The sequence below is a fragment of the Paenibacillus sp. 203 genome, from assembly GCF_037027525.1.
Classification (GTDB): Bacteria; Bacillota; Bacilli; order Paenibacillales; family Paenibacillaceae; genus Paenibacillus; species Paenibacillus polymyxa_B.
The window spans coordinates 142551-161902 of sequence record NZ_JAXCHD010000005.1 but is presented as its reverse complement, the minus strand read 5'-3'; the positions used below and the strand labels follow the sequence as shown (position 1 = coordinate 161902).

17 protein-coding genes are annotated in these 19352 nt (G+C 46.5%); 7 read left to right on the top strand and 10 right to left on the bottom strand.

The window, feature by feature from the left end; genetic code table 11:
- Window positions 1–24 precede the first annotated feature (24 nt).
- From WA407_RS13110 to WA407_RS13100, 3 genes are all read right to left on the bottom strand, one after another.
- Window positions 25–1638: a S8 family serine peptidase gene (locus WA407_RS13110; protein WP_336077508.1), complete on the bottom strand. Its 1614-nt coding sequence runs from the start codon at window positions 1636–1638 to the stop codon at window positions 25–27.
- Window positions 1639–2157: 519 nt separating this feature from the next.
- On the bottom strand, window positions 2158–3939 hold the full coding sequence (locus tag WA407_RS13105) for a SulP family inorganic anion transporter (RefSeq protein ID WP_235308936.1): 1782 nt from the start codon (window positions 3937–3939) through the stop codon (window positions 2158–2160).
- 29 nt (window positions 3940–3968) lie between these two features.
- A complete protein-coding gene (locus tag WA407_RS13100) occupies window positions 3969–4298 on the bottom strand; it encodes an ArsR/SmtB family transcription factor (protein ID WP_061828729.1) in 330 nt (109 codons plus the stop codon).
- A 542-nt stretch (window positions 4299–4840) separates the two neighbouring features.
- Here WA407_RS13100 and WA407_RS13095 point away from each other — a divergent pair.
- The 3 genes from WA407_RS13095 to WA407_RS13085 all read left to right on the top strand — a co-directional run bounded on the left by WA407_RS13095 (window position 4841) and on the right by WA407_RS13085 (window position 8995).
- Window positions 4841–6298, top strand: a complete 1458-nt coding sequence (locus tag WA407_RS13095; RefSeq protein ID WP_336077507.1) for an RtcB family protein — start codon at window positions 4841–4843, stop codon at window positions 6296–6298.
- Between the two features lies 1 nt (window position 6299).
- The gene (locus tag WA407_RS13090; protein WP_250239969.1) at window positions 6300–7580 is read left to right on the top strand and encodes an AAA family ATPase; all 1281 of its coding nucleotides are present in this window, start codon (window positions 6300–6302) and stop codon (window positions 7578–7580) included.
- Window positions 7581–7840: 260 nt separating this feature from the next.
- The gene (locus WA407_RS13085; RefSeq protein ID WP_336077506.1) at window positions 7841–8995 is read left to right on the top strand and encodes an MFS transporter; all 1155 of its coding nucleotides are present in this window, start codon (window positions 7841–7843) and stop codon (window positions 8993–8995) included.
- 120 nt (window positions 8996–9115) lie between these two features.
- Here WA407_RS13085 and WA407_RS13080 read toward each other — a convergent pair whose 3' ends face one another.
- The 3 genes from WA407_RS13080 to WA407_RS13070 all read right to left on the bottom strand — a co-directional run bounded on the left by WA407_RS13080 (window position 9116) and on the right by WA407_RS13070 (window position 11476).
- Window positions 9116–9868, bottom strand: a complete 753-nt coding sequence (locus WA407_RS13080; RefSeq protein WP_336077505.1) for an amino acid ABC transporter ATP-binding protein — start codon at window positions 9866–9868, stop codon at window positions 9116–9118.
- 14 nt (window positions 9869–9882) lie between these two features.
- Complete coding sequence (locus WA407_RS13075; RefSeq protein ID WP_023989825.1) at window positions 9883–10551, bottom strand: amino acid ABC transporter permease; 669 nt, start codon at window positions 10549–10551, stop codon at window positions 9883–9885.
- A gap of 73 nt (window positions 10552–10624) precedes the next feature.
- A complete protein-coding gene (locus WA407_RS13070; RefSeq protein ID WP_235308929.1) occupies window positions 10625–11476 on the bottom strand; it encodes an amino acid ABC transporter substrate-binding protein in 852 nt (283 codons plus the stop codon).
- 278 nt (window positions 11477–11754) lie between these two features.
- On the opposite strand from WA407_RS13070, the gene WA407_RS13065 reads away from it, so the two are divergent.
- Complete coding sequence (locus WA407_RS13065; protein WP_336077504.1) at window positions 11755–13056, top strand: MFS transporter; 1302 nt, start codon at window positions 11755–11757, stop codon at window positions 13054–13056.
- Between the two features lie 127 nt (window positions 13057–13183).
- Here WA407_RS13065 and WA407_RS13060 read toward each other — a convergent pair whose 3' ends face one another.
- Entirely contained in the window at window positions 13184–13441 is a 258-nt protein-coding gene (locus WA407_RS13060; RefSeq protein WP_025686368.1) for a GlsB/YeaQ/YmgE family stress response membrane protein, read from the bottom strand.
- A gap of 301 nt (window positions 13442–13742) precedes the next feature.
- Here WA407_RS13060 and WA407_RS13055 point away from each other — a divergent pair, with 301 nt between their 5' ends.
- Together WA407_RS13055 and WA407_RS13050 are read left to right on the top strand one after the other, a co-directional pair.
- Window positions 13743–14006 carry a YkgJ family cysteine cluster protein gene (locus WA407_RS13055; protein WP_196245371.1) on the top strand — a complete coding sequence of 88 codons (264 nt, stop codon included), beginning with the start codon at window positions 13743–13745 and terminating at the stop codon, window positions 14004–14006.
- A gap of 36 nt (window positions 14007–14042) precedes the next feature.
- Window positions 14043–14993 (top strand): acetylxylan esterase, encoded by a 951-nt coding sequence (locus tag WA407_RS13050; RefSeq protein WP_235308925.1) that lies wholly within the window; start codon window positions 14043–14045, stop codon window positions 14991–14993.
- A 168-nt stretch (window positions 14994–15161) separates the two neighbouring features.
- Here WA407_RS13050 and WA407_RS13045 read toward each other — a convergent pair whose 3' ends face one another.
- Window positions 15162–15485 (bottom strand): DUF3817 domain-containing protein, encoded by a 324-nt coding sequence (locus WA407_RS13045; protein WP_069290154.1) that lies wholly within the window; start codon window positions 15483–15485, stop codon window positions 15162–15164.
- Between the two features lie 152 nt (window positions 15486–15637).
- On the opposite strand from WA407_RS13045, the gene WA407_RS13040 reads away from it, so the two are divergent.
- The gene (locus tag WA407_RS13040) at window positions 15638–16642 is read left to right on the top strand and encodes an LLM class flavin-dependent oxidoreductase (RefSeq protein WP_235308923.1); all 1005 of its coding nucleotides are present in this window, start codon (window positions 15638–15640) and stop codon (window positions 16640–16642) included.
- 321 nt (window positions 16643–16963) lie between these two features.
- On the opposite strand, the gene WA407_RS13035 is transcribed toward WA407_RS13040, so the two are convergent.
- Together WA407_RS13035 and WA407_RS13030 are read right to left on the bottom strand one after the other, a co-directional pair.
- A complete protein-coding gene (locus tag WA407_RS13035) occupies window positions 16964–18595 on the bottom strand; it encodes a cellulase family glycosylhydrolase (protein WP_336077503.1) in 1632 nt (543 codons plus the stop codon).
- Between the two features lie 404 nt (window positions 18596–18999).
- A complete protein-coding gene (locus WA407_RS13030; RefSeq protein ID WP_025723818.1) occupies window positions 19000–19251 on the bottom strand; it encodes a hypothetical protein in 252 nt (83 codons plus the stop codon).
- Between the last annotated feature and the right edge of the window lie 101 nt (window positions 19252–19352).

The window sequence follows — 19352 nt, the reverse complement described above, 5'->3', positions numbered from 1 at the left end:
GCTTATGGGATTTTTGCAAAATCCTCACTTAAGTACGGAGTTCACCGCAGCAAGCGCGTCGATCAGACCATATCCGTAACCATTGTTCGGTGAAGTCCGATACTGGCTGTCTGTCAGCGGCGTCGCTGTTTTTGAAATAACATCCTCCAGTTGATCCACGGTCAATGATGGTTTGGCCTGAAGCAGTAATGCCGCTAATCCAGCAGTATGCGGGCCTGCCATGGAGGTACCGTTCCATCCCCCCTCATACACTCCGCCCGGTACAGAAGAACGGATGTTGACACCAGGAGCCGAAATTTCAGGCTTCACTTCGCCATAAGGAGAAGGACCGCGCAGTGAGAAGCTGGCCAGCTTGTTGTTAATGTCCGTGGCTCCTGTCGCATAGGCTTCCGGCAGATTTGCCGGATTGGCTACAGACCCAGGTCCACCCGGATTGGACAATGTTGTGTTGCCTGCGGAGAACTCAGGGAAAATCTGAGCCGCTCTCCACGCCTTGGTGACTGGACGATACCATTCATCCAGGCCAGGTCCACCGCCCCAAGAGTTATTCACCACATCCGGTGCAAGCTCAGGGTGCTTTTTACCGTTTTTATCTACAGGAGCAAGAATCCACTGTCCACCATCCAGCAAGATGGAGTCGGTCGTATCTGGATTGAATACTCGAACCGCAATCCATTTGGCGCCAGGAGCAACACCGATTTCATTCGTACCGTTGCTGTCCGAGCCAACGCTCGTACCCATCGTATGTGTACCATGTCCATTTGAATCAGTCGGCAGCGATGCTCCGTCAACCGCATCATACCAGCTCAGTTCTGGATTAACGACCTGACCGGAAGCATTCAGACCACGCCATTTTCTTTTCAACGCCGGGTGAGTATATTCAACGCCTGTATCCAGATTGGCGACTACAATGCCTTTGCCGTCAATGCCTTTGGCCCAGACCTGTGGTGCTTTGATTTTAGAGATATTCCACTCGACACGGCTTGGTGTTACCGCATCCTTATACACGGATTCTTCCACTGATTTTTGCGCATTCTCTTCCGTCACAGCCGTATCTACAGCGGCTTGATCTGCAACTGCTTGGTCAGCTGTAGATTCCTCAACTACGGGCTGGGCATCCTTATCTATTTCTACCTTTTGCAGTTCCCGCTTTTCATCCGGTAAAATTTTGTCGATCTCAGGAAGTGTGGCGAGATTATCCATGACCTCTTTGGTGCTGGTTACCGCAAATGCGTTCACGATAAAGTAACTCTTGTACTTTTTGACGTTTCCGTTATTGACTTCCTTCTTTAAGTATTCCTCCACGGATTGTTGCGTTTTTTCTGCTGTATCCATGAGAGAGTTCACAACCGTTGTACGTACAGAAAGCTTAGCAGCAGCGGGTGAAATTTGCTCTGCAGAGGCCTTTTGGAAAGCATGCTTGGCAACTGACTCCGTATCCACCTGATCTTTTAGTTTAACCAGATAGGTGACATACTCACTGGCACTGAATTGTTGGTTCAGCTTGGCAGAAATCGTCGATGCTCCTGCTGAGGTGGTTGTGCTGGAATCACCATATACCGGAGAAATCAGAGAAAAAGCAAGAAGAGCGGTAAAACTGACCGACAGCGTCTTTTTGATATTTTTCGACTTAATCAATACTTTCCATCTCCCTTTACTTGGTTTTTTAATTCTCAAGGACAACCTTCCGAGCAGCTACGTCAAAAGCTCACAAAATAGCCTCTGGTACTCACCTCCTTTAAAAAATATAGATTCCGCGGGGGTGATATCCATAGGTCATCATTCTGAGGTGAACAACCCTTGGTGCAGACCGTAAAGAACGAGCATCGGGTAGAAACAGGTGGACAAGTTTGAAAATGATAAGTGAAAAAAATGAAGAGAAAGGTAGGATAAGAAATTTAGAAATAATCGAGGAGGTTAATGTGCAAGTATTAAAATACAATTTAAAACAAAAGAATGAAACATATGGTATCTTTTGAATCTAGTATAGTGTCATAAAATCAGATATTCAAGCATTTTTTTGAATTTTATTCCTTTTTTTCTTGAAGAAGAGAAAAACCTCTTCCATTTTCGAAGCAAATGCAAGTCTTCATTATGCACTTGGTTTCGGGGATTAGAAGAGATTTTTCGGCATTCAGCAACAAATTTAAAAGAGTGTTATCTGCCGCTATTTACAGGTATAGGAACCGAAACGGCTCCATCTGGAAAGGAAGATTTGGTTTGCAGCGATCTGCGGCACAGACTCGTACATTCTCGGAAAGCCATTTGCCTACATCCACAGCAATGATCCTGATTCACCAGCGCAAGGGCAGCCGTCAGGGCCTCTCCTGTATGTTCGAAAAAATGCTTTTGTCCAATCATGTCGTAGCATCCGGTTTTCTGTAGTAATGCTAGCGGTTGAGGCTGGAGCCCGGAAACAAGCACCGTTCCGCCAGACTGCCGGTATTTCTGAATTAATGCGGTAAAGTTACCTTCTCCCGTCATATCCATAAAAGGGACCTTCCCCATACGCAACAACAAAATCCCTTGTAGGTGGTCAGTCCGACCTCCCACACCTGAGTTTTCCAATACCGAGGCTGCACCGAAAAATAAAGGGCCTTCCACATTGTAAATAGCCACCTGTGGACAATCATGCTGATCTGTGACCATATGGGCGCCTACTTTTTCATGTTTTACAGAAGGATCAGGAAGTACCTTATCTACTGAAAGTGTACTGCTCATACGTTTAACAAACAATACAACTGCCAGAATTAAACCTACCTCCACAGCCGTTGTCAGCGTCGTAAAAACTGTCAGCAAAAAGGTGACAACCAGCACAATAGAATCCGCTGTCCGCGTTTTGAGAATGTGTGCAAAATGCTTGCGCTCACTCATATTCCAAGCTACTACCATCAGCACCGGAGCCATACTGGCCAACGGAATGTTAGACGCATAAGGTGCGAAAAGCACCAGGATGAGGAGCACCACGAACCCATGTACGATGCCTGACATAGGAGAAACAGCACCGTTACGGATATTTGTGGCGGTGCGGGCAATTGCACCTGTCGCAGGAATTCCGCCGAACAGCGGTGTCAGCAAATTAGCTATCCCTTGTCCAACCAGTTCACGATTGCTGTTATGCCGGGCTCCCGTCATACCGTCAGCTACCACCGCTGAAAGCAAAGATTCAATAGCTCCCAGCATTGCAATAACAAGTGCTGGCGGCAAGAGTTTCACGATCAAATCCCACGTCATCACAGGAATATGTAGCTCAGGCAAAGATGCTGGAATTGCGCCATACGCAGAGCCAATCGTAGCCACCTGCCCTGGAAAAAGTAAAGCTGCCACCAGTGTTGACAAGAGTAGACCAACCAGTGAGCCGGGTATCTTGGGCCATTTTTTAGGCACCAAAATAAGCGCGGCAAGACAGATACAAGCCGTCAGGATACTATATACATTCAGTGAAGGAAGTCGATGGATGAGCTCTGCCATGGAAGGCAGAAAAGTTTCATGCCGCTCTACCCCACGCAAGCCGAGAAAGTTAGCAATCTGACCGCTGAATATCGTCACGGCAATACCGGCCGTAAAGCCAATTGTTACTGGCTTGGGAATAAACTTAATCAGTGCCCCCAGCCTTAGCACTCCCATTAAAATGAGCATAATACCCGCCATAAAACCGGCTATGAGTAGGTTCTCATAACCGTATTGCATGACAATAGCCAGCAAAATCGGAATAAATGCACCCGTAGGTCCTCCGATCTGGAATTTTGACCCTCCCAGCAGCGAAACCAAAATTCCCGCAACAATGGTCGTATACAGCCCATATTCCGGCTTTACTCCTGATGCAATGGCAAACGCCATACCAAGCGGAATCGCCACAATCGCTACAATACTTCCGGAAATGAGATCCTTACGCAAAGCCCCTGCGTTATAGCCTTCGAACCTTCCTATCCACTTCATTCCTGTAACCCTTCTTTTCTGTAATAGCATTACTTCTCGTTACGTATACCTTCCAGCAACGAGATCGCTTCGACCAAATGATTGTCAAAAATCCGCCGCGCCACCGCAAGCAGCTCCTTCAAAAGCGGATCACGTAGTGAATACACGACCGATGTACCTTCCTTGAAACTGTTCACCAAATTTTTGGCTCGTAAAACGGCCAATTGCTGCGATACGGCAGAACCTTCGGAACCGAGCGCAGTCTGTAGCTCGTTCACATTCCGTTCCCCTTCACTCAGCACCTCCAAAATGCGGATGCGCAGAGGGTGAGCCAATGCTTTGAAAAAGTCGGCCTTAAATTTCTGGAGATCTCCTTCCATGCCTGCTCCGTCCCCCTCACAGAATGTCCTATAAACGTTCAACAATATCTGAATATTTGAATATTTAGTACAATAACAGCTTTGGGCCAATTGAACTATGATGTTACTCACACTTCACCGTGAGTAAAGTCACATTTTCCCACACTTCTACCTTTCAGGGTTGACAGCTTCCACAGGTTTCCATTAATATAGCAGTTAACTTTAAGAAAAGGGGGCCGACAGACATGACTGAGCTTTACATGATAACGACAGACAGACAGCATGATACAACCACATATTTGAGTTTTCGTCTCATCGGCCCCGTTCGGGCGACATGATGGGTGATATCACGCTGTCTGACGGCGTGATTAGCCAGGCTTTTTTATTTTTTTATGCTATTGGAAGAACAGGTTATTTTACGTATTTATGATGTGTTGATCATAAAATGTAATGACACTTTCGGTGCAGGAAGCCGTAGACGACAAGTCTGCGGTTTTTTTTGTTTTTTAATCTTTTATGCAAGTATTTATGAATTTACTTGAAGAAGGGAACTACCCATTTATATGAATATACAACATACAACCGACTCGTCCTTGCATGAAGGACCATACAGCCATCTGATGAAGCTTCCGGCAGGTGATCTGACCGTATATGCTTCTCAGCAACTTTTCTCCTCACTAGATTACAAGGTGTTCGAGATGGCTAACAACAATTTACAAATTCCGGGCATCCGCTATATGGGATACACACCAGATGTACATGTAGGCGTCGGAACCTGCATCGGTACGACTGCTGTATGGGGAATGGAGGACGGCTATGTATCTCCCTCCATCGTTGGCAGTGATATTGGCTGCGGCATGCGCGTACACCTGACCAATCTGCACAAGGATGCTTTGAAGGAAACCAAGCTGCGCCGTAAGCTGGTCAAAACCATTGACAAATACTTGCCCATGGAAGCCCACCAGCGCGGGCATTATTCGGATATCCGACTGGAGCATATTGTACGCAAGGGTCTGCACGGCTTACCCAACAAATATATTCCGGACAGCTACACTCCTAAGAAATCCACCTCACTCACCCATGTAGAGCACAGTAAGTTCTCCTTTGACGAGGAGGTGCTGAATCTTGTCGAAGATCGTACGTGGCATCGGGCTCACCGACAGCTTGGCACGCTGGGTGGAGGCAATCACTTCGTCGAAATTCAGGCGATTGAAATCGCGGAGGAAAACCGCGAAACAGCTGAAGCTTGGGGTATGTTCGACGGTCAGGTGGCTGTGATGATTCATTCGGGATCACGGGCTTGGGGTGGAGCAGTCAGCCAGGCCAGTTCATCTGCCATTGCCAAGGCAATGAGCCGTCTCGGGCTCGGTACCTCCGACCCAAGACTAGTATTCGCACCGCTGGATCACCCCGAGGCTGCACATTATGTCGATATGATGTATTCGGCGCTGAATTATGCTGTGGTGAACCGACATCTCATCGCATACTCCGTGCGTGAAGCCTTCCGCGATGTCTTTGGTACAAAGTGCGAGTTGCGTACTTTGTACGATCTAATGCACAATTATGCTTGGGAGGAATCCCATCCGGATCACGGCAGCGTGTTTGTGCATCGTAAAGGTGCTACGCGTGCTCTTCCAGCAGGACACCCTGACAATCCGCGGCCTTATCAGGCGACAGGGCATCCAGCCCTGATCCCCGGCTCTATGGGGACAGCCTCTTATATTATGGTAGGTTTACCGGGCGGTCAGGATAACTTCCACTCCATTTGCCATGGAGCAGGCAGGATTCGCTCGCGTTCTGCGACCAAACGACTCGTCAGTGTGGACGATTTTGCAGGGGCCCTGGGTGTAGGGACAGACGATGAAATTGTGGTCAATCAGGCATCACTGGAAAGCATTATCGACGAGTCTCCACAGGCCTACAAAAATGTAGATGATATTATCGAAAGTGTCACCGGGGCAGGACTCGCAGCAGTTGTAGCCAAATGCAAGCCGCTGGCCGCCCTGAAAGGAGCCAAATAATTTGAGTATAGACATCCCAGCTATCTACGAATTTGATGAACGTACAGATGGACGCATTACCGGTTATGCCGCTTATGCTCGTCTGATTGACGGTATCAGTGAAGCACTCTATAACCGCTACGGCGTAAAATACGTGCTGTATGCCAGCGATGATCCCAATATTGAGTATTGGGATCTGCTGGAGGAGGACATTCGTTCAGGCAGTCCCGATCTGGAGCATGTGGCACGAGTCTTCGATCGTTTGGAGGAACGCACCATCCAGTATGACGATGACGGACCGACTCCTGAATACGGCGTGCATCTGTCGATGCGTAATAATGTATTCGCCTACCCCAAGTGGGGCATCGCGCTGGCGCGAGTTCCCTTTTTCCGTGAGAATGGCGTGTACAATGAAGATTACGTATTTGCGATAGGCGACCAGGAGCTGCAAGGCTTCCTCGCGGGAGTACGCGGTCGTGAACGTAAGCAGAATATGAAGCGTGTCACCGTTTTTACCGACACAAGCCGTGGACTTTCTCGGCAGGCAGAGCCGATAACCCGCGCAATTACGCGGGATGACGTGATTTTGAAAGCGGAAATCAAACGGGATATTTTCCGATCACTTGATCAGTTTTTTGAAGCGGATCGTACCTTCTATCAGACTTATAACATTCCTTATAAGCGTGGTATTTTGCTATATGGCCATCCGGGCAACGGTAAAACAACACTTGTAAAATCTATTGCCAGCAGTGTACCGGGTCCGGCAGCCTACTGGCAAATTACGGAGTATACAACCAGTGAATCGGTCAAAGAGGTGTTCGAGGCGGCTACTCGCCTGGCTCCGATGGTGCTAGTGATTGAGGACATTGATTCCATGCCTCAGGAGGTGCGTTCCTTTTTCCTGAATACCCTCGACGGTGCTACATCCAAGGAGGGCATCTTCCTGATCGGAACGACCAATTATCCCGAAAAAATCGACCCGGGTCTGATGAACCGGGCAGGGCGTTTCGATCGGGCCTATGAAATCAGTCTGCCTGACGAAGCGCTGCGACTGGCATATCTCAAGCTGCGCAACTTCCTTGTTTTTGCAGGGGAAACAGGTACACAGAAGGCGGCAGCCATGACTGACGGGTTTTCGCTGGCACAGCTCGGAGAACTGTATGTCAGCACTGCTCTGGAGTGGCATGAGCAGGGAAAAGCCGATATTGAGCTGATTATTAAAGGTATGCGAGGCGAGCTCGATAAGAGCCGTAAGCAGGACTGGTTAAAAAACGTGGCCGAAGGACGTGTTGGGTTCTTCTGATTCATCCTTTCATTGCCTTATAAAGAAATTTATGTTATGTTGATAAACAATAAAGTATCGAAAGGGTGACCTTAAGCCAATGATCTACTAATCCTATCCCACCAAAGAAAAAATCGTAATCTTACGAATTTTCTGGATAGGATTAGTGTAGGCTTTGGGTATTAACAATAAGCGCCTTGCTTCTTTGACGGGAGCAGTGTATCTTCTTGTTCATACGTCTACCTCCTATCCAGAAACCAATGGATCAGGAGGTTTTTTGCATGAAAAGAATACTTGGAATCCTAATGATTAATATCTTCATCGTTATGGTGGGCGTTGGTTTAATTACCCCCATCCTGCCAGAATTGATCACTGAATTTGGTGCCAGTGGGCGGGCGATCGGTTTATTGGTAGCAGCCTATGGAGTGACACAATTCCTGCTCTCTCCAATGACTGGACAGCTGTCTGATCGATATGGGAGAAAAGCATTCATTGTCGTAGGTGGCATTGTTTTTGCTGTAGCTAAATTTATCTTTGCTATCGGTGATGAGTTATGGATGCTGTATACCTCAAGACTTCTGGAAGGAATGGCAGCAGCCCTGATTATTCCGCCCATGATGGCATATGTGGCGGATATTACAACAACCGAAGAACGCGCCAAAGGAAATAGCCTGCTAGCCGCAGCCATGTCATTCGGATTTGTCATCGGTCCTGGACTTGGTGGTCTTCTTGCAGGATATGGAACGAGAGTGCCGCTGTATATAGCAACGGGTGCGGCTATTATTGCAGTTATTTTTTCAATGATTTGTTTACCTGAAAGTTTGACGAAAGAACAAATGAAGGCAGCTCGGGCAAGAATTTCTCGGAAGGAATCTATGTACAAACAATATGTGAGATCGTTAAGGTCAAAGTATGCGATGCTCTTTGTACTTGTTCTGGTGATGACCTTTGGACTCGCTAATTTTGAATCTGTTCTTGGTTTATATGTAACGAACCGCTTCCAATTCTCGCCGCAAGATATTTCAATTATTCTAACCGCAGGTGCTGTGATCGGAGTAGGTATGCAGGCACTAGTTGTTGCTAAAATAATTAATAAGTTTGGTGAACAAAGGGTGATCAAAGGTTCGCTTCTTTTCACCTCAGCTGCTTATATTTTGTTTCTCTTCGCCATAGATTTTTGGAGTATCTTCCTTCTCACTTCCCTTATTTTCTTTGCTACCGCTATGCTTCGTCCAGCTCTTAATACACAATTATCGAAGATGGCAGGGAATGAGCAAGGATATGTAGCTGGTATGAATAATGCCTATATGAGTGTCGGGAATATTGTCGGCCCCACTCTAGCGGGATTTTTATTTGATACAAATATGTTCGCACCATTCATAGCAGGCTGTTGTATCCTATTGGGTACTTTTTTGCTTACATTAAAAATGAAATAAAAGAGGACAAATGATGAGTAAAAGGCAGCTACGGGTGCGGGGCTTATTTTTCAATGCCCGCCTGTAGCTGCCTTTTTATTCAGTCTAATCGCTTATATTTAACAAACACTCAAATTCCCTTTATTCTGCTTCCCCGCTTAGACGATTCAAAAACTGAATAGCCCGCGAACTGGTCGGCTGCTCCAGGACCTCATGCGGCGTACCCTGCTCAACGATTACACCCTGATCCATCAAAATCACATGGTCCGCCACCTCGGCTGCAAATTTCATTTCATGGGTGACAATAACCATGGTCATCCCTTCAGCAGCCAGTTGCTTTATGACCTTGAGCACCTCGCCTACTAACTCAGGATCAAGCGCAGAAGTCGGTTCGTCGAACAATAGTACCTCAGGTTCGACCGCCATTGCCCGGGCAATACCGACCCGTTGCTGCTGTCCTCCCGATAACTGATGCGGATAGGATTCCGCTTTATCAGCCAACCCCACTTTTTTAAGCAACTCCAATGCACGTTTGCGCGCCACGTCCTTGCTCTTTTTCTGAACCGTGACTTGTCCCTCCATCACATTTTGTACGGCTGTCATATGCGGGAAGAGGTTGTAGGATTGAAATACCATCCCTGTCCGCTTGCGCAGCGCCAAAATGTTTTCTTGCCGGAGCTTCGTTCCTTTCGCAAAATTCAGTGCAATATCCCCTACTTGGATCTCTCCTTGGTCAGGAACCTCCAGCAAATTCAAGCAGCGTAAAAGCGTTGTTTTACCAGAGCCGGAAGGACCGATGATAACAAGCACTTTCCCCTTATCCAACGTCACGTCAACACCCTTAAGCACTTCCAGCGAGCCGAACGATTTGTGTATATTCCGAATTTGGATCACCGGTACAATCTCCTTTATCTGACGGAAAAACGGCCTAGTCGCTTCTCCAGGTAATTTTGCAGCACAGTCAAAATGGTGCTAAACAGCAGGTAAATAACTCCCGCCTCGGTATACACCAATAGCGGTTCGTATGTGGTAGCTACAATCTGGTTAGCCGTTCTGAACATTTCCACATAGGTGATGGTCGCAGCCAGTGAGGTATCCTTCACCAAGCTGATGAATGAATTAGCCAACGGAGGTACGGACACACGGGATGCTTGCGGAAGCACGATACGACGCAATACTTGCCAGCGCGTCATCCCCAAGGAGTACCCCGCCTCCCATTGGCCTTCCTGAATGGATATGATAGCCGCACGCATAATTTCAGAGCTATAAGCCCCTACGCTGAGGGTAAAGCCGATCACTGAAGCAATAAACGGGTCCAGTGTAATACCTACGGAAGGTAAACCATAAAAAATAATATACAATTGCACCAGCAAAGGAGTTCCTCGAATCACCCATACATAGAAGCCGAAAATCAGCTTGAGTATTCTCCATTTGGACAGCCGGGCCAACGCTGTAATCAGCGCCAGCACGAGTCCAAGAGCAAAGGAGATAAGCGTGAGCGGAATCGTAAAAGAAACCCCTGCTTTTAGCAGAGGCAATAATGAATCGATAATGATTTGTATTTGGCGATCATCCATTGTACAGACATCCTTTGAAAAGATAGGTTTGAGAAGATTCGGTTCGACTTGGCGAACGTTGGGTCTTCATTTATTATTTGGATACGTCGGCTCCAAAATATTTCTCGGAAATTTTCAGGTACGTACCGTCAGCCTTCATATCAGCCAGCGCTTTGTTTACTTCATTGATCAAATCTTCGCTGCCCTTATTGAATACAGCTGCGCTGTGTGAAGCATCTGAAGATTCGTCCACCTTTTTAATTGGTGCGTCAGGCTTTTGCTTCTTCAGATCAAGATAGGATAATCCATCATTGACGGTCGCATCCACCCGTTTGGAAGTCAGGAGGTCAATGGCTTGGTTGAATCCCTCTGTTGCCACAATTTCTGCGCCGTTGCTTTTCGCGATTTGAGTCAGGTTACTGGTCAGGGACTGCCCAGCCTTTTTCCCTTTTAGATCAGCAAATTTCTGGATGTCTGTATTGTCTTCGCTTACGATCAGAACTGCCTTGGAGACAATATACGGATCAGAAAAATCATATTTTTGCTTGCGCTCATCTGTAATGGATACTTCATTGAACACCGTGTCAAACCGCTTGGAGTTCAACCCTGCGAATATGCCGTCCCATTGCGTCTCGATAAACTCCGGTTGTACACCCAGGCGTTTGCTCACTTCAGTCGCAATATCGACATCGAAGCCTGTCAGTTTCCCTGCAGCATCATGGTAGGTAAACGGAGCATAGGTGCCTTCCGTGCCAATTCTCAGCTTGCCGCTTGCTTTTACAGATTCAAGAGTAGCTGTAGCAGTGGTATCTGCTTTTCCATTATTAGATCCGTTATCTCCGGTAGATGCATTATTGGTACTGGCGCCTTTATCGTTGTTACCGCATGCCGAAACCAGCAATGCCATCACGATGAGTACAATCGGCAAAAAACTAAATTTTTTCATTGTATCCACACTCTTTCCCTTTTTCTTGATAACCTAACACGCGGCTGGTCATTGAATAGTACATCATTCATTTTCACGCGTCAATGCTTTTATCCAATAATCCCTATGCATAAGGTAAGTTATATATCTTTGCACCCTGAAGTTATTCTAGGTTGACTCTTTCATTGGCAGGCTATTCATTACAACTCCCCTCACAGCAACTTTTTCTGTACCCTTACGTTAGAGATTTCGTATAATAGGTTTTAATATGCAGTTTAGAAATATACCGGAGTGTGATCATGGATACCCAAAATTCAACCTTATCCTCTACATCACCTGAAGGAAGTCACTCGGCCTGGGCTACCTTCACTTCACCTTTAAAACAATCCAAAGCGTTCACCTTGTTGTGGCTTGGACATTGGATCGCAATGTTGGGGAGCTCAGTCACCACAGTCATTTTGCCACTGGTTATCTATTCCCTAACAGGCTCGACTACTATCATGGGACTGGCGATGACTGTTTATATGTTGCCTAACGTACTTATTCTGCCTTTCGCAGGTATGATCGTGGATAGAATTGACCGAATTCGTCTCCTTCTGTTTACGAATATCGCCCGGTTTGGACTGATGTTCATTGCGGCGGTATTGATGTTTACAGGCGGGATGAAATTGCCGGTTCTATTCGTTGGCCTAGCTTTGTACGGATTGATGGACGGTATCTTTAATCCTGCTTATTCTGCCTTACGTGCACAGGTATTCACACCTGACATACGCAATGCAGCCAACGCGTTTAGTCAGATCAGTATACAAGCCGTCCGTCTACTTGGCCCTCCGTTAGGAGGCTTCATTGTATCTTTTTCCTCACCTGGTGTCGGCTTTGGACTGGATTCTATCGCTTATCTGATATCTTTTGCCTGCTTTTGGATGCTGAGCGCTCATTTGGCCTCCATCATCGGCAAAGGTCAGGTAGATCCAGAACAGCAAGATCAGGGTAGGCAGCATTTTCTCAAGGATTTTATCACAGGCTTTACCATTCTCAAAAGCCATCCTTGGCTATGGATTACGATTCTCGCCTTTTCCTTCATTAATATTTGTTATTCAGGCATTATCGCTGTACTCATTCCGTGGCTGTTCAAGGTTCATCATGGCTACAATCCAGTCGTATACGGCATTGCGATGGCAAGTAGCGGCATTGGCGCTATGCTGGGGGCCTTTGTGTATGGATCACGCAAGCATTGGAAGCATCGCGGTCTACTCGCTTACTTAGGAGCTTTTGTTAGCGGTCTTGCTTTACTACTGTTGTCTGTAGTCACCTGGATGCCAGGACTGATTATGAGCATGATGCTCGAAGGATTTGGCATTATGATATTTGCGATTATCTGGGAGACAAGCCTCCAGGAATTAGTCCCAGCCGAGTCTTTTGGACGTGTAGCTAGTCTGGATCTAATGTTTTCCTTTGCCCTGCTCCCTGTCGGCTATCTGGCAGTAGGTGCTGTGGCAGATAAGCTTGGTGGTATGTTCACAATTGGCATGTTTGCAACCATCGGCATGTGTATCGTGCTGGGCGTTCTAAGTGTTCCTCATATCAGGCGGTTTCAATAGGAAAAATTCGTCATTTTCCTCAAAAAAAGCTGCTCCCACAGGTTCATTTTCGAACCTTGCGGAAGCAGCTTCTTTTCCATTTTAGCCTTGCGCCCCATAGGGCTAGTCTATTCAATGATTCGTAAAGTTAGCCTCTACTCCGTCCAACGGAACGGAAGATCAAGCTTACAATCACGACCAGCACAATCGCACCAATTAATGCAGGAACGATGTAGAACGATCCGATTTCAGGACCCCAGTCTCCCAGAATCAAGCTACCCAACCATGCACCGATAAAACCAGCGATGATGTTACCTATCACGCCACCCGGAACATCACGACCTGCGATAATTCCTGCCAACCAACCAATAATACCACCAACAATCAATGCCCATAACCAACTCATTTTGCGTCACCTCGTTTAAGTTTTTATCGTTGTGTTCTATTATTAACCACTCGAACTCCTTTTGAACACACAGAAGACAATTGGTTAATATTACCACCGAACGAAACACTGATTTAGGGGCTATGATACCATCCTACGTGCCTCTACGACTATTTATACACCCCTTGTGTGAAAAGTGTGTCTAATATGCGCTTATCCTTGTATTCCTGCTTTTTTTGTGCCATCCTCACATTATGGCTTCATTAATGTCACTTCATGCATAAGTTACAAAAATAACAGATTAATTAAGGAGTGACCCCAACTGGAGTGTCGAGTAGGATGTGCCGCCTGCTGTATTGCCATTACGATTTCTTCCCCTATTCCTGGCATGCCAGATGGAAAACCAGCTGGTGTTCCTTGCCCTCAGTTAACTTCCGATTACCGTTGCCGATTGTTTGGCAAACCTGAGCGCCCAGTTGTATGCAGTGGATTCCATGCTGATGAGGATACGTGTGGAAGCACTAATGAAAGAGCATTTGAGCTGCTAAGAGAGCTGGAGGAGTCAACTTTACCGGGTAAATCTTAAGGAGAAGTTCATTCTATATGAAGGAGAATTTTAATTATGAATGTTATTGAAAAAAGAATTGCCGAATTGAAGCAATATCGGCCCGATCTTACCGCCCCGAAGGATATAGATTTATTCTGGGCCAAAACATTGGAAGAAGTTCACGCCAAACCTGTACATGCGTTCAAAACTCTCGTAGAAACGCCATATCCTCATATTCTTGCTTACCGAGTTACTTTTGAGGGTGTCGATGATACGCCTCTGCATGCCTGGTATGTACGCCCCCGATTTGCCGGAGATCAAAAGTTGCCGTGTATCGTTCTGTTTCATGGCTATACAGGCGGAAAAGGCTATCCTGAAGATTATTCCTCTTGGCTCATGCTTGGCTTTGCGGTATTGGCCGTAGATGTGCGTGGCCAGGGAGGAGAAACGGGAGACCGTCTGGGTGATCCTCATGGTACGGTTAAAGGCTGGGTAACGAAAGGAATATTGGACAAGGATACCTGCTACTACAAAACGATTACAACCGATGCCCTTAGAGCCGTAGATTGGGTAGCGGAGCAGTCGGATGTCGATTCGGCTAAAATCGCAATCAGTGGCGCCAGTCAAGGCGGCGGACTTTCATTAATGGTGGCTGCGCTCAGCGATAAAGCTGCCATTACGGTAGCGGATATCCCCAATATGTGTCATATGGATTTTGGTATGATGAATTCTACCAGTTCCCTGACGGAAGCAGCTGAATTCGCCAACCGATTTCCGGAGCATTTGGAGCAGGTACTACATACATTAAGTTATTTTGACGTGATGAATCTGGCTCATCGCATTCGTACCCCGATCATGGTATCGGTAGGGTTCAAGGATACGGTGTGTATGCCAGAGACGATTTTCGCCGCTTATAACCGTATTGAATCACCGAAAACGATTGAAATTTATCCGTTTACCGGACATTGGGTTGAAGGCTTTCAAAGACGCAAAACGGCAGAATTTTTAGTTCAGCATTTTTCTTAATTCGATTTCCAACGCTCGAAAGTACAATATATAGAATGATTCCTCCGGTGCACAAAAAAAGAACACCACGCATCAAACTGCGTAATGTTCTTTTCTACTGCATCGGGGCCAGTCCCGCTTACGCCCGACAAACTCCTCGACAACTCACACGAAACAAATCTTCTAAGATTACGATGCAGCTCGCTGTTCTGCTGCCGAATCCCCTGCCCATTTTCGCACCCAAACAAAATCCATAATCATCAGACCAAACGGGATGAAGGAGGCAAACATAATAAAAAGAGGCCGCCGTATAGACCAGTGCAGTGCTGTTTTTCCATAGATTAAAGCAACGAGGAGCAACAAAAAGCTCACCCGGTATATGTTACCAATCACCATAACCGCCTGGGTCATGCCCGCAGCTTGCAGGGGCTGGTGGGTGAATAGTATCGCCAAATAAGCTATAGCTTGAATCCAGAGCATGAGTCGGACACGCCCCAAAGGTGTTCTTAACACAAATTTAATCCCCTCTCCATAAGCAAGGATGTTCTCTCATCCTTTACACATCCTTTATTATAACGAAAAGGTTCCCAAACTCCAACCTATCCATTTTTGAGTTTTGACCTAATGAGTTGTGTCTGATACAGTTGTGTAAGAGGTGATTATAAATGCTTAAATTGGGTATATTGGACCAATCTCATATTCCTGAAGGCGGTACTGCTCAGGATGCATTATCCAATACAACAGATTTAGCGCGTGAAGCTGATCAACTGGGATATAGCCGTTATTGGGTATCCGAACATCATGCGTCCAAAACACTAGCGCACTCCAGCCCTGAGGTGCTGATTGCGCATTTGGCTGCTCACACATCACGCATTCGTGTGGGTTCAGGCGGTATTATGCTGCCACACTATAGCGCGTATAAAGTCGCCGAAAACTTCCGCTTGCTGGAGGCGCTCCATCCAGGACGCATCGACCTGGGAATAGGGCGTGCTCCCGGTGGTTTACCCCTGGCTACTCGTGCCCTGCAGGAAGGCAAGTATCAATCTGTCGAACAATATCCACAGCAGATTCTCGATTTAATCGATTACTTCCATGATTCGGTGCCTGACAATCATCGATTTGCCGGTCTTCATGCCTCCCCGATGATATCGACCGTTCCTGAATTATGGTTGCTCGGCTCCAGCGGAGAGAGCGCCAGATTGGCCGCGATGATGGGTGCCTCCTATGCCTTTGCCCAATTTTTCGGGACTCCAGGTGGTGTAGAAGCTACCGCACGTTACCACGAGCAATTCCAGCCTTCGATCCTGGGTGATAAGCCCCATTCCATGGCGGCAGTTACGGTGGCCTGCGCGGAAACTGAAGAGGAAGCTGAGCAGCTGGCGTCCAGTGCTAGTTTGTATTTCCTTTTGCTCATGCAAGGTAAAGAAATGAGTTCTCTTCCGTCGGTGAAAACAGCAATGTCCTATCCGTACACGGAGTTGGATCGTGAGCGGCTGCGTCAGTCTGCAGCCTGGCGCGTTGTTGGTACCCCTGAACAGTGTAAAGAACAACTGCTAAGACTGGCTGAGCAGTATCGTACCGATGAGTTACTGGTCGTTTCATCCATTCATGACTTTGATAAACGTATTCAGTCCTACCGTCTGCTGGCCAAAGCTTTTGCTTTGGTATAGACGCAATTGAACGGAGGCTGAGCTTCTGAAACATTAAAACCCCCGCCTGCCTATGATGGCAACAGCGGGGGTTTGTCGTAGAGAAGGGTTCATTGGAACCAACCCCTCTGCACTATGGAAGTAATTCAAGCACCACAAAAGTCGAATATCATATGGTACTTTGGTAGTATATAAACCGACACTAAAGGGTGGGTCGTCCACTCCTAAAGTTCCAGTATCCATATACCAAAGACGTATGCTTTATACTCCAAAGCTTAGAAAGATTGCACCCTAAAGTCCCATATCTTTACTCGTTTCGATAAAGTTAGTAACGGTTAAATTCTAAGGTTCTATACCCCAAACCAGCTTACCCTGCTGATATACAGTGCCATGGTCCCAGTCTGCGAATGCTGTTTGGGTAGCACCATAGGAGTAATCGTTGGTCTCATCAAAATTGCTCCAATTTGCAGCATGAATCCGGGGTTGAATTTCTCCACTTTCCTCGCCAGGCTGAATCGTTCCCGCTCCATCTGTGAAAGAAATCTCCACATATTTATCAGCCTTGGACTTTGGATTCGGCAATGTTACAAAAGTTGCTTTTACCTTTTCAGTGCCAATCCTAGCCCAGTCCACAAAAAACTGTTGAGCTTGTTTGCTTTCATCTGTGTAATAGTAGCGAATTTTTAGATCACTCAGCTTTACAGCTGTTTTTCCTGTGTTTTTGATATTAAATTCAGGACGGATTGCGTTATCCTTGGCGTTCGTGTCACCAGTGCGATACTGAAGCACAATCCCTTGATCGTTACTGCCTGGTGTACTTCCTCCGTTGCCGTTATTGCCGCCGTTGTTGCCACCACCGTTATCACCGCCAGTATTGCCAGTATTGCCAGTATTGCCATCTCCGCCGTTATCCCCACCGTTGTTTCCGCCTCCACCATTGTTGCTGGAGCCTTCCAGAATCGCCTGTTTTACGAATTTGCCGGAAGCCGACAATTGCGAATCAGGCCATCCGCCCTTACGGTCAGCACCAGGCAACAGCGCAGCAGAGGTCTCATTTTTATCTGCCAAAGACCAGTTAGTCCAGCTGATTCCACGGCTTGCAAGAAAATCAGTCCATACTTTGGATTCATTCAGGAACGGACCACCGTTACCCGAAGCATCGCTTGTACCCCACTCGGTAGCAAATATGCCCACGCCTTTGTTCAGCGCATAATCGACCCGATCGCGCAAGTACTGTCCATGCGTACCCGCATAGAAATGTACGGTATACATTGTATTCTTGTCTGGAAGTGGATGATCTGCTGCATCATGTACATCCTGACTCCATGTGCCTGTTCCTACAATAATAATATTGTCCGGGTCCTTAGCTCGAATAACCTGAGATACCTCAGACGCATAAGGTCGGATTTGATTGTTCCAGTTCACATTCCCATTCGGCTCATTGGCAAGTTCATAGATTACGTTAGGCAAATGGCCGTACTGAGTCGAAAATTCATTAAAAAAAGCTTTGGCTTCATTTTTATGAATGTTCGGATCGCCATCTGAAAGAATGTGCCAGTCAATAATGACGTACAAGCCCAGTTTCTGTGCTGCCTCAATCGCTTCCTTCACTTTATTTTTCAAAGAAGGGTTGGCAATATAACCATTTTCTTCAGTGTACAGTGCAACCCGGAATACGGAAATGCCCCAATCGTCCCGTAGCCATTTCATAGAGTCCTGATTTACCAGATCCCCAAACCATTGGACACCGTGAGAGCTAATCCCTTTGAGTTGTACAGGTTTACCGTTTTTATCCACCAGTTTACCATTCTTTACTGAAAGTTGTCCGTAACGTTCCACAGGGGTCGTCCCGGCAGCCTCCGCTGTTTGCGTATTCCAGTTGAATCCGTTCGTTAACGTTAATAGCAATACTGCTGTTAGCATCACCGCTACTCTTTTTGCGATCCTTGGGAGGACCCATTGCCCATTCATCATTTACACATTCCTTCCTTTTTATAAAGTAGATGAGACTTATCAGTACGTTGTTCTCCGCTCTTTCGCCCCCTCCTTCATACAACAAGAGGATCAGGTCCAAACATCGATGTCACTTACCTGTATATGGATGATACTACTATTATAGTTAGTTTCATGTTACATTTCGACTCTATGATTGAAAATGAACAGGAAGTCACGGTTTTGGGATGAGTTCTGCTTGGTTGGCTACTATAGAATACTAAAGGGACAAAAGACTCATTTACCGATAGCAAAATTCGGAGAATTTTTAGTTGTTTGATAAAAAAAGACTGCTTCCCGTGCCTTGGCTCGGTAGCAGTCTTATAGATGATCTTATATGTGATCGAATAATGTTACAAATTTCGTCTTAACGTAGGATCTCCCTATTACCCCTGAGCAGTTGCTTGAGGTTCTTTGGTCGTCTGATCTTCCTTCATATCGCCGCCATCCGTCGCTTGATCTGTCAGTACAGTCTCAGATGAGTTACCTATTACCTTGTCAATAAGTTGCAGCCAAGGTTCTTCACTACCTCCACAGCTCTCAATATCACCGAGCAGGGACTCTAGCGTGGTTCCTTCTTCTGGCAAATCAATAACTAAACTGTCTTCGTCAACTTGGATGGTGCAGCAGGTTTTCATTGTAAATCCCTCGCTTAATTCATATTTGAGCATGCAGTAAGCTAGCTCAGATGGGATGAACTCCCATGGATTCCGGGATAAGCCCTTTGAATCCGTCTGAA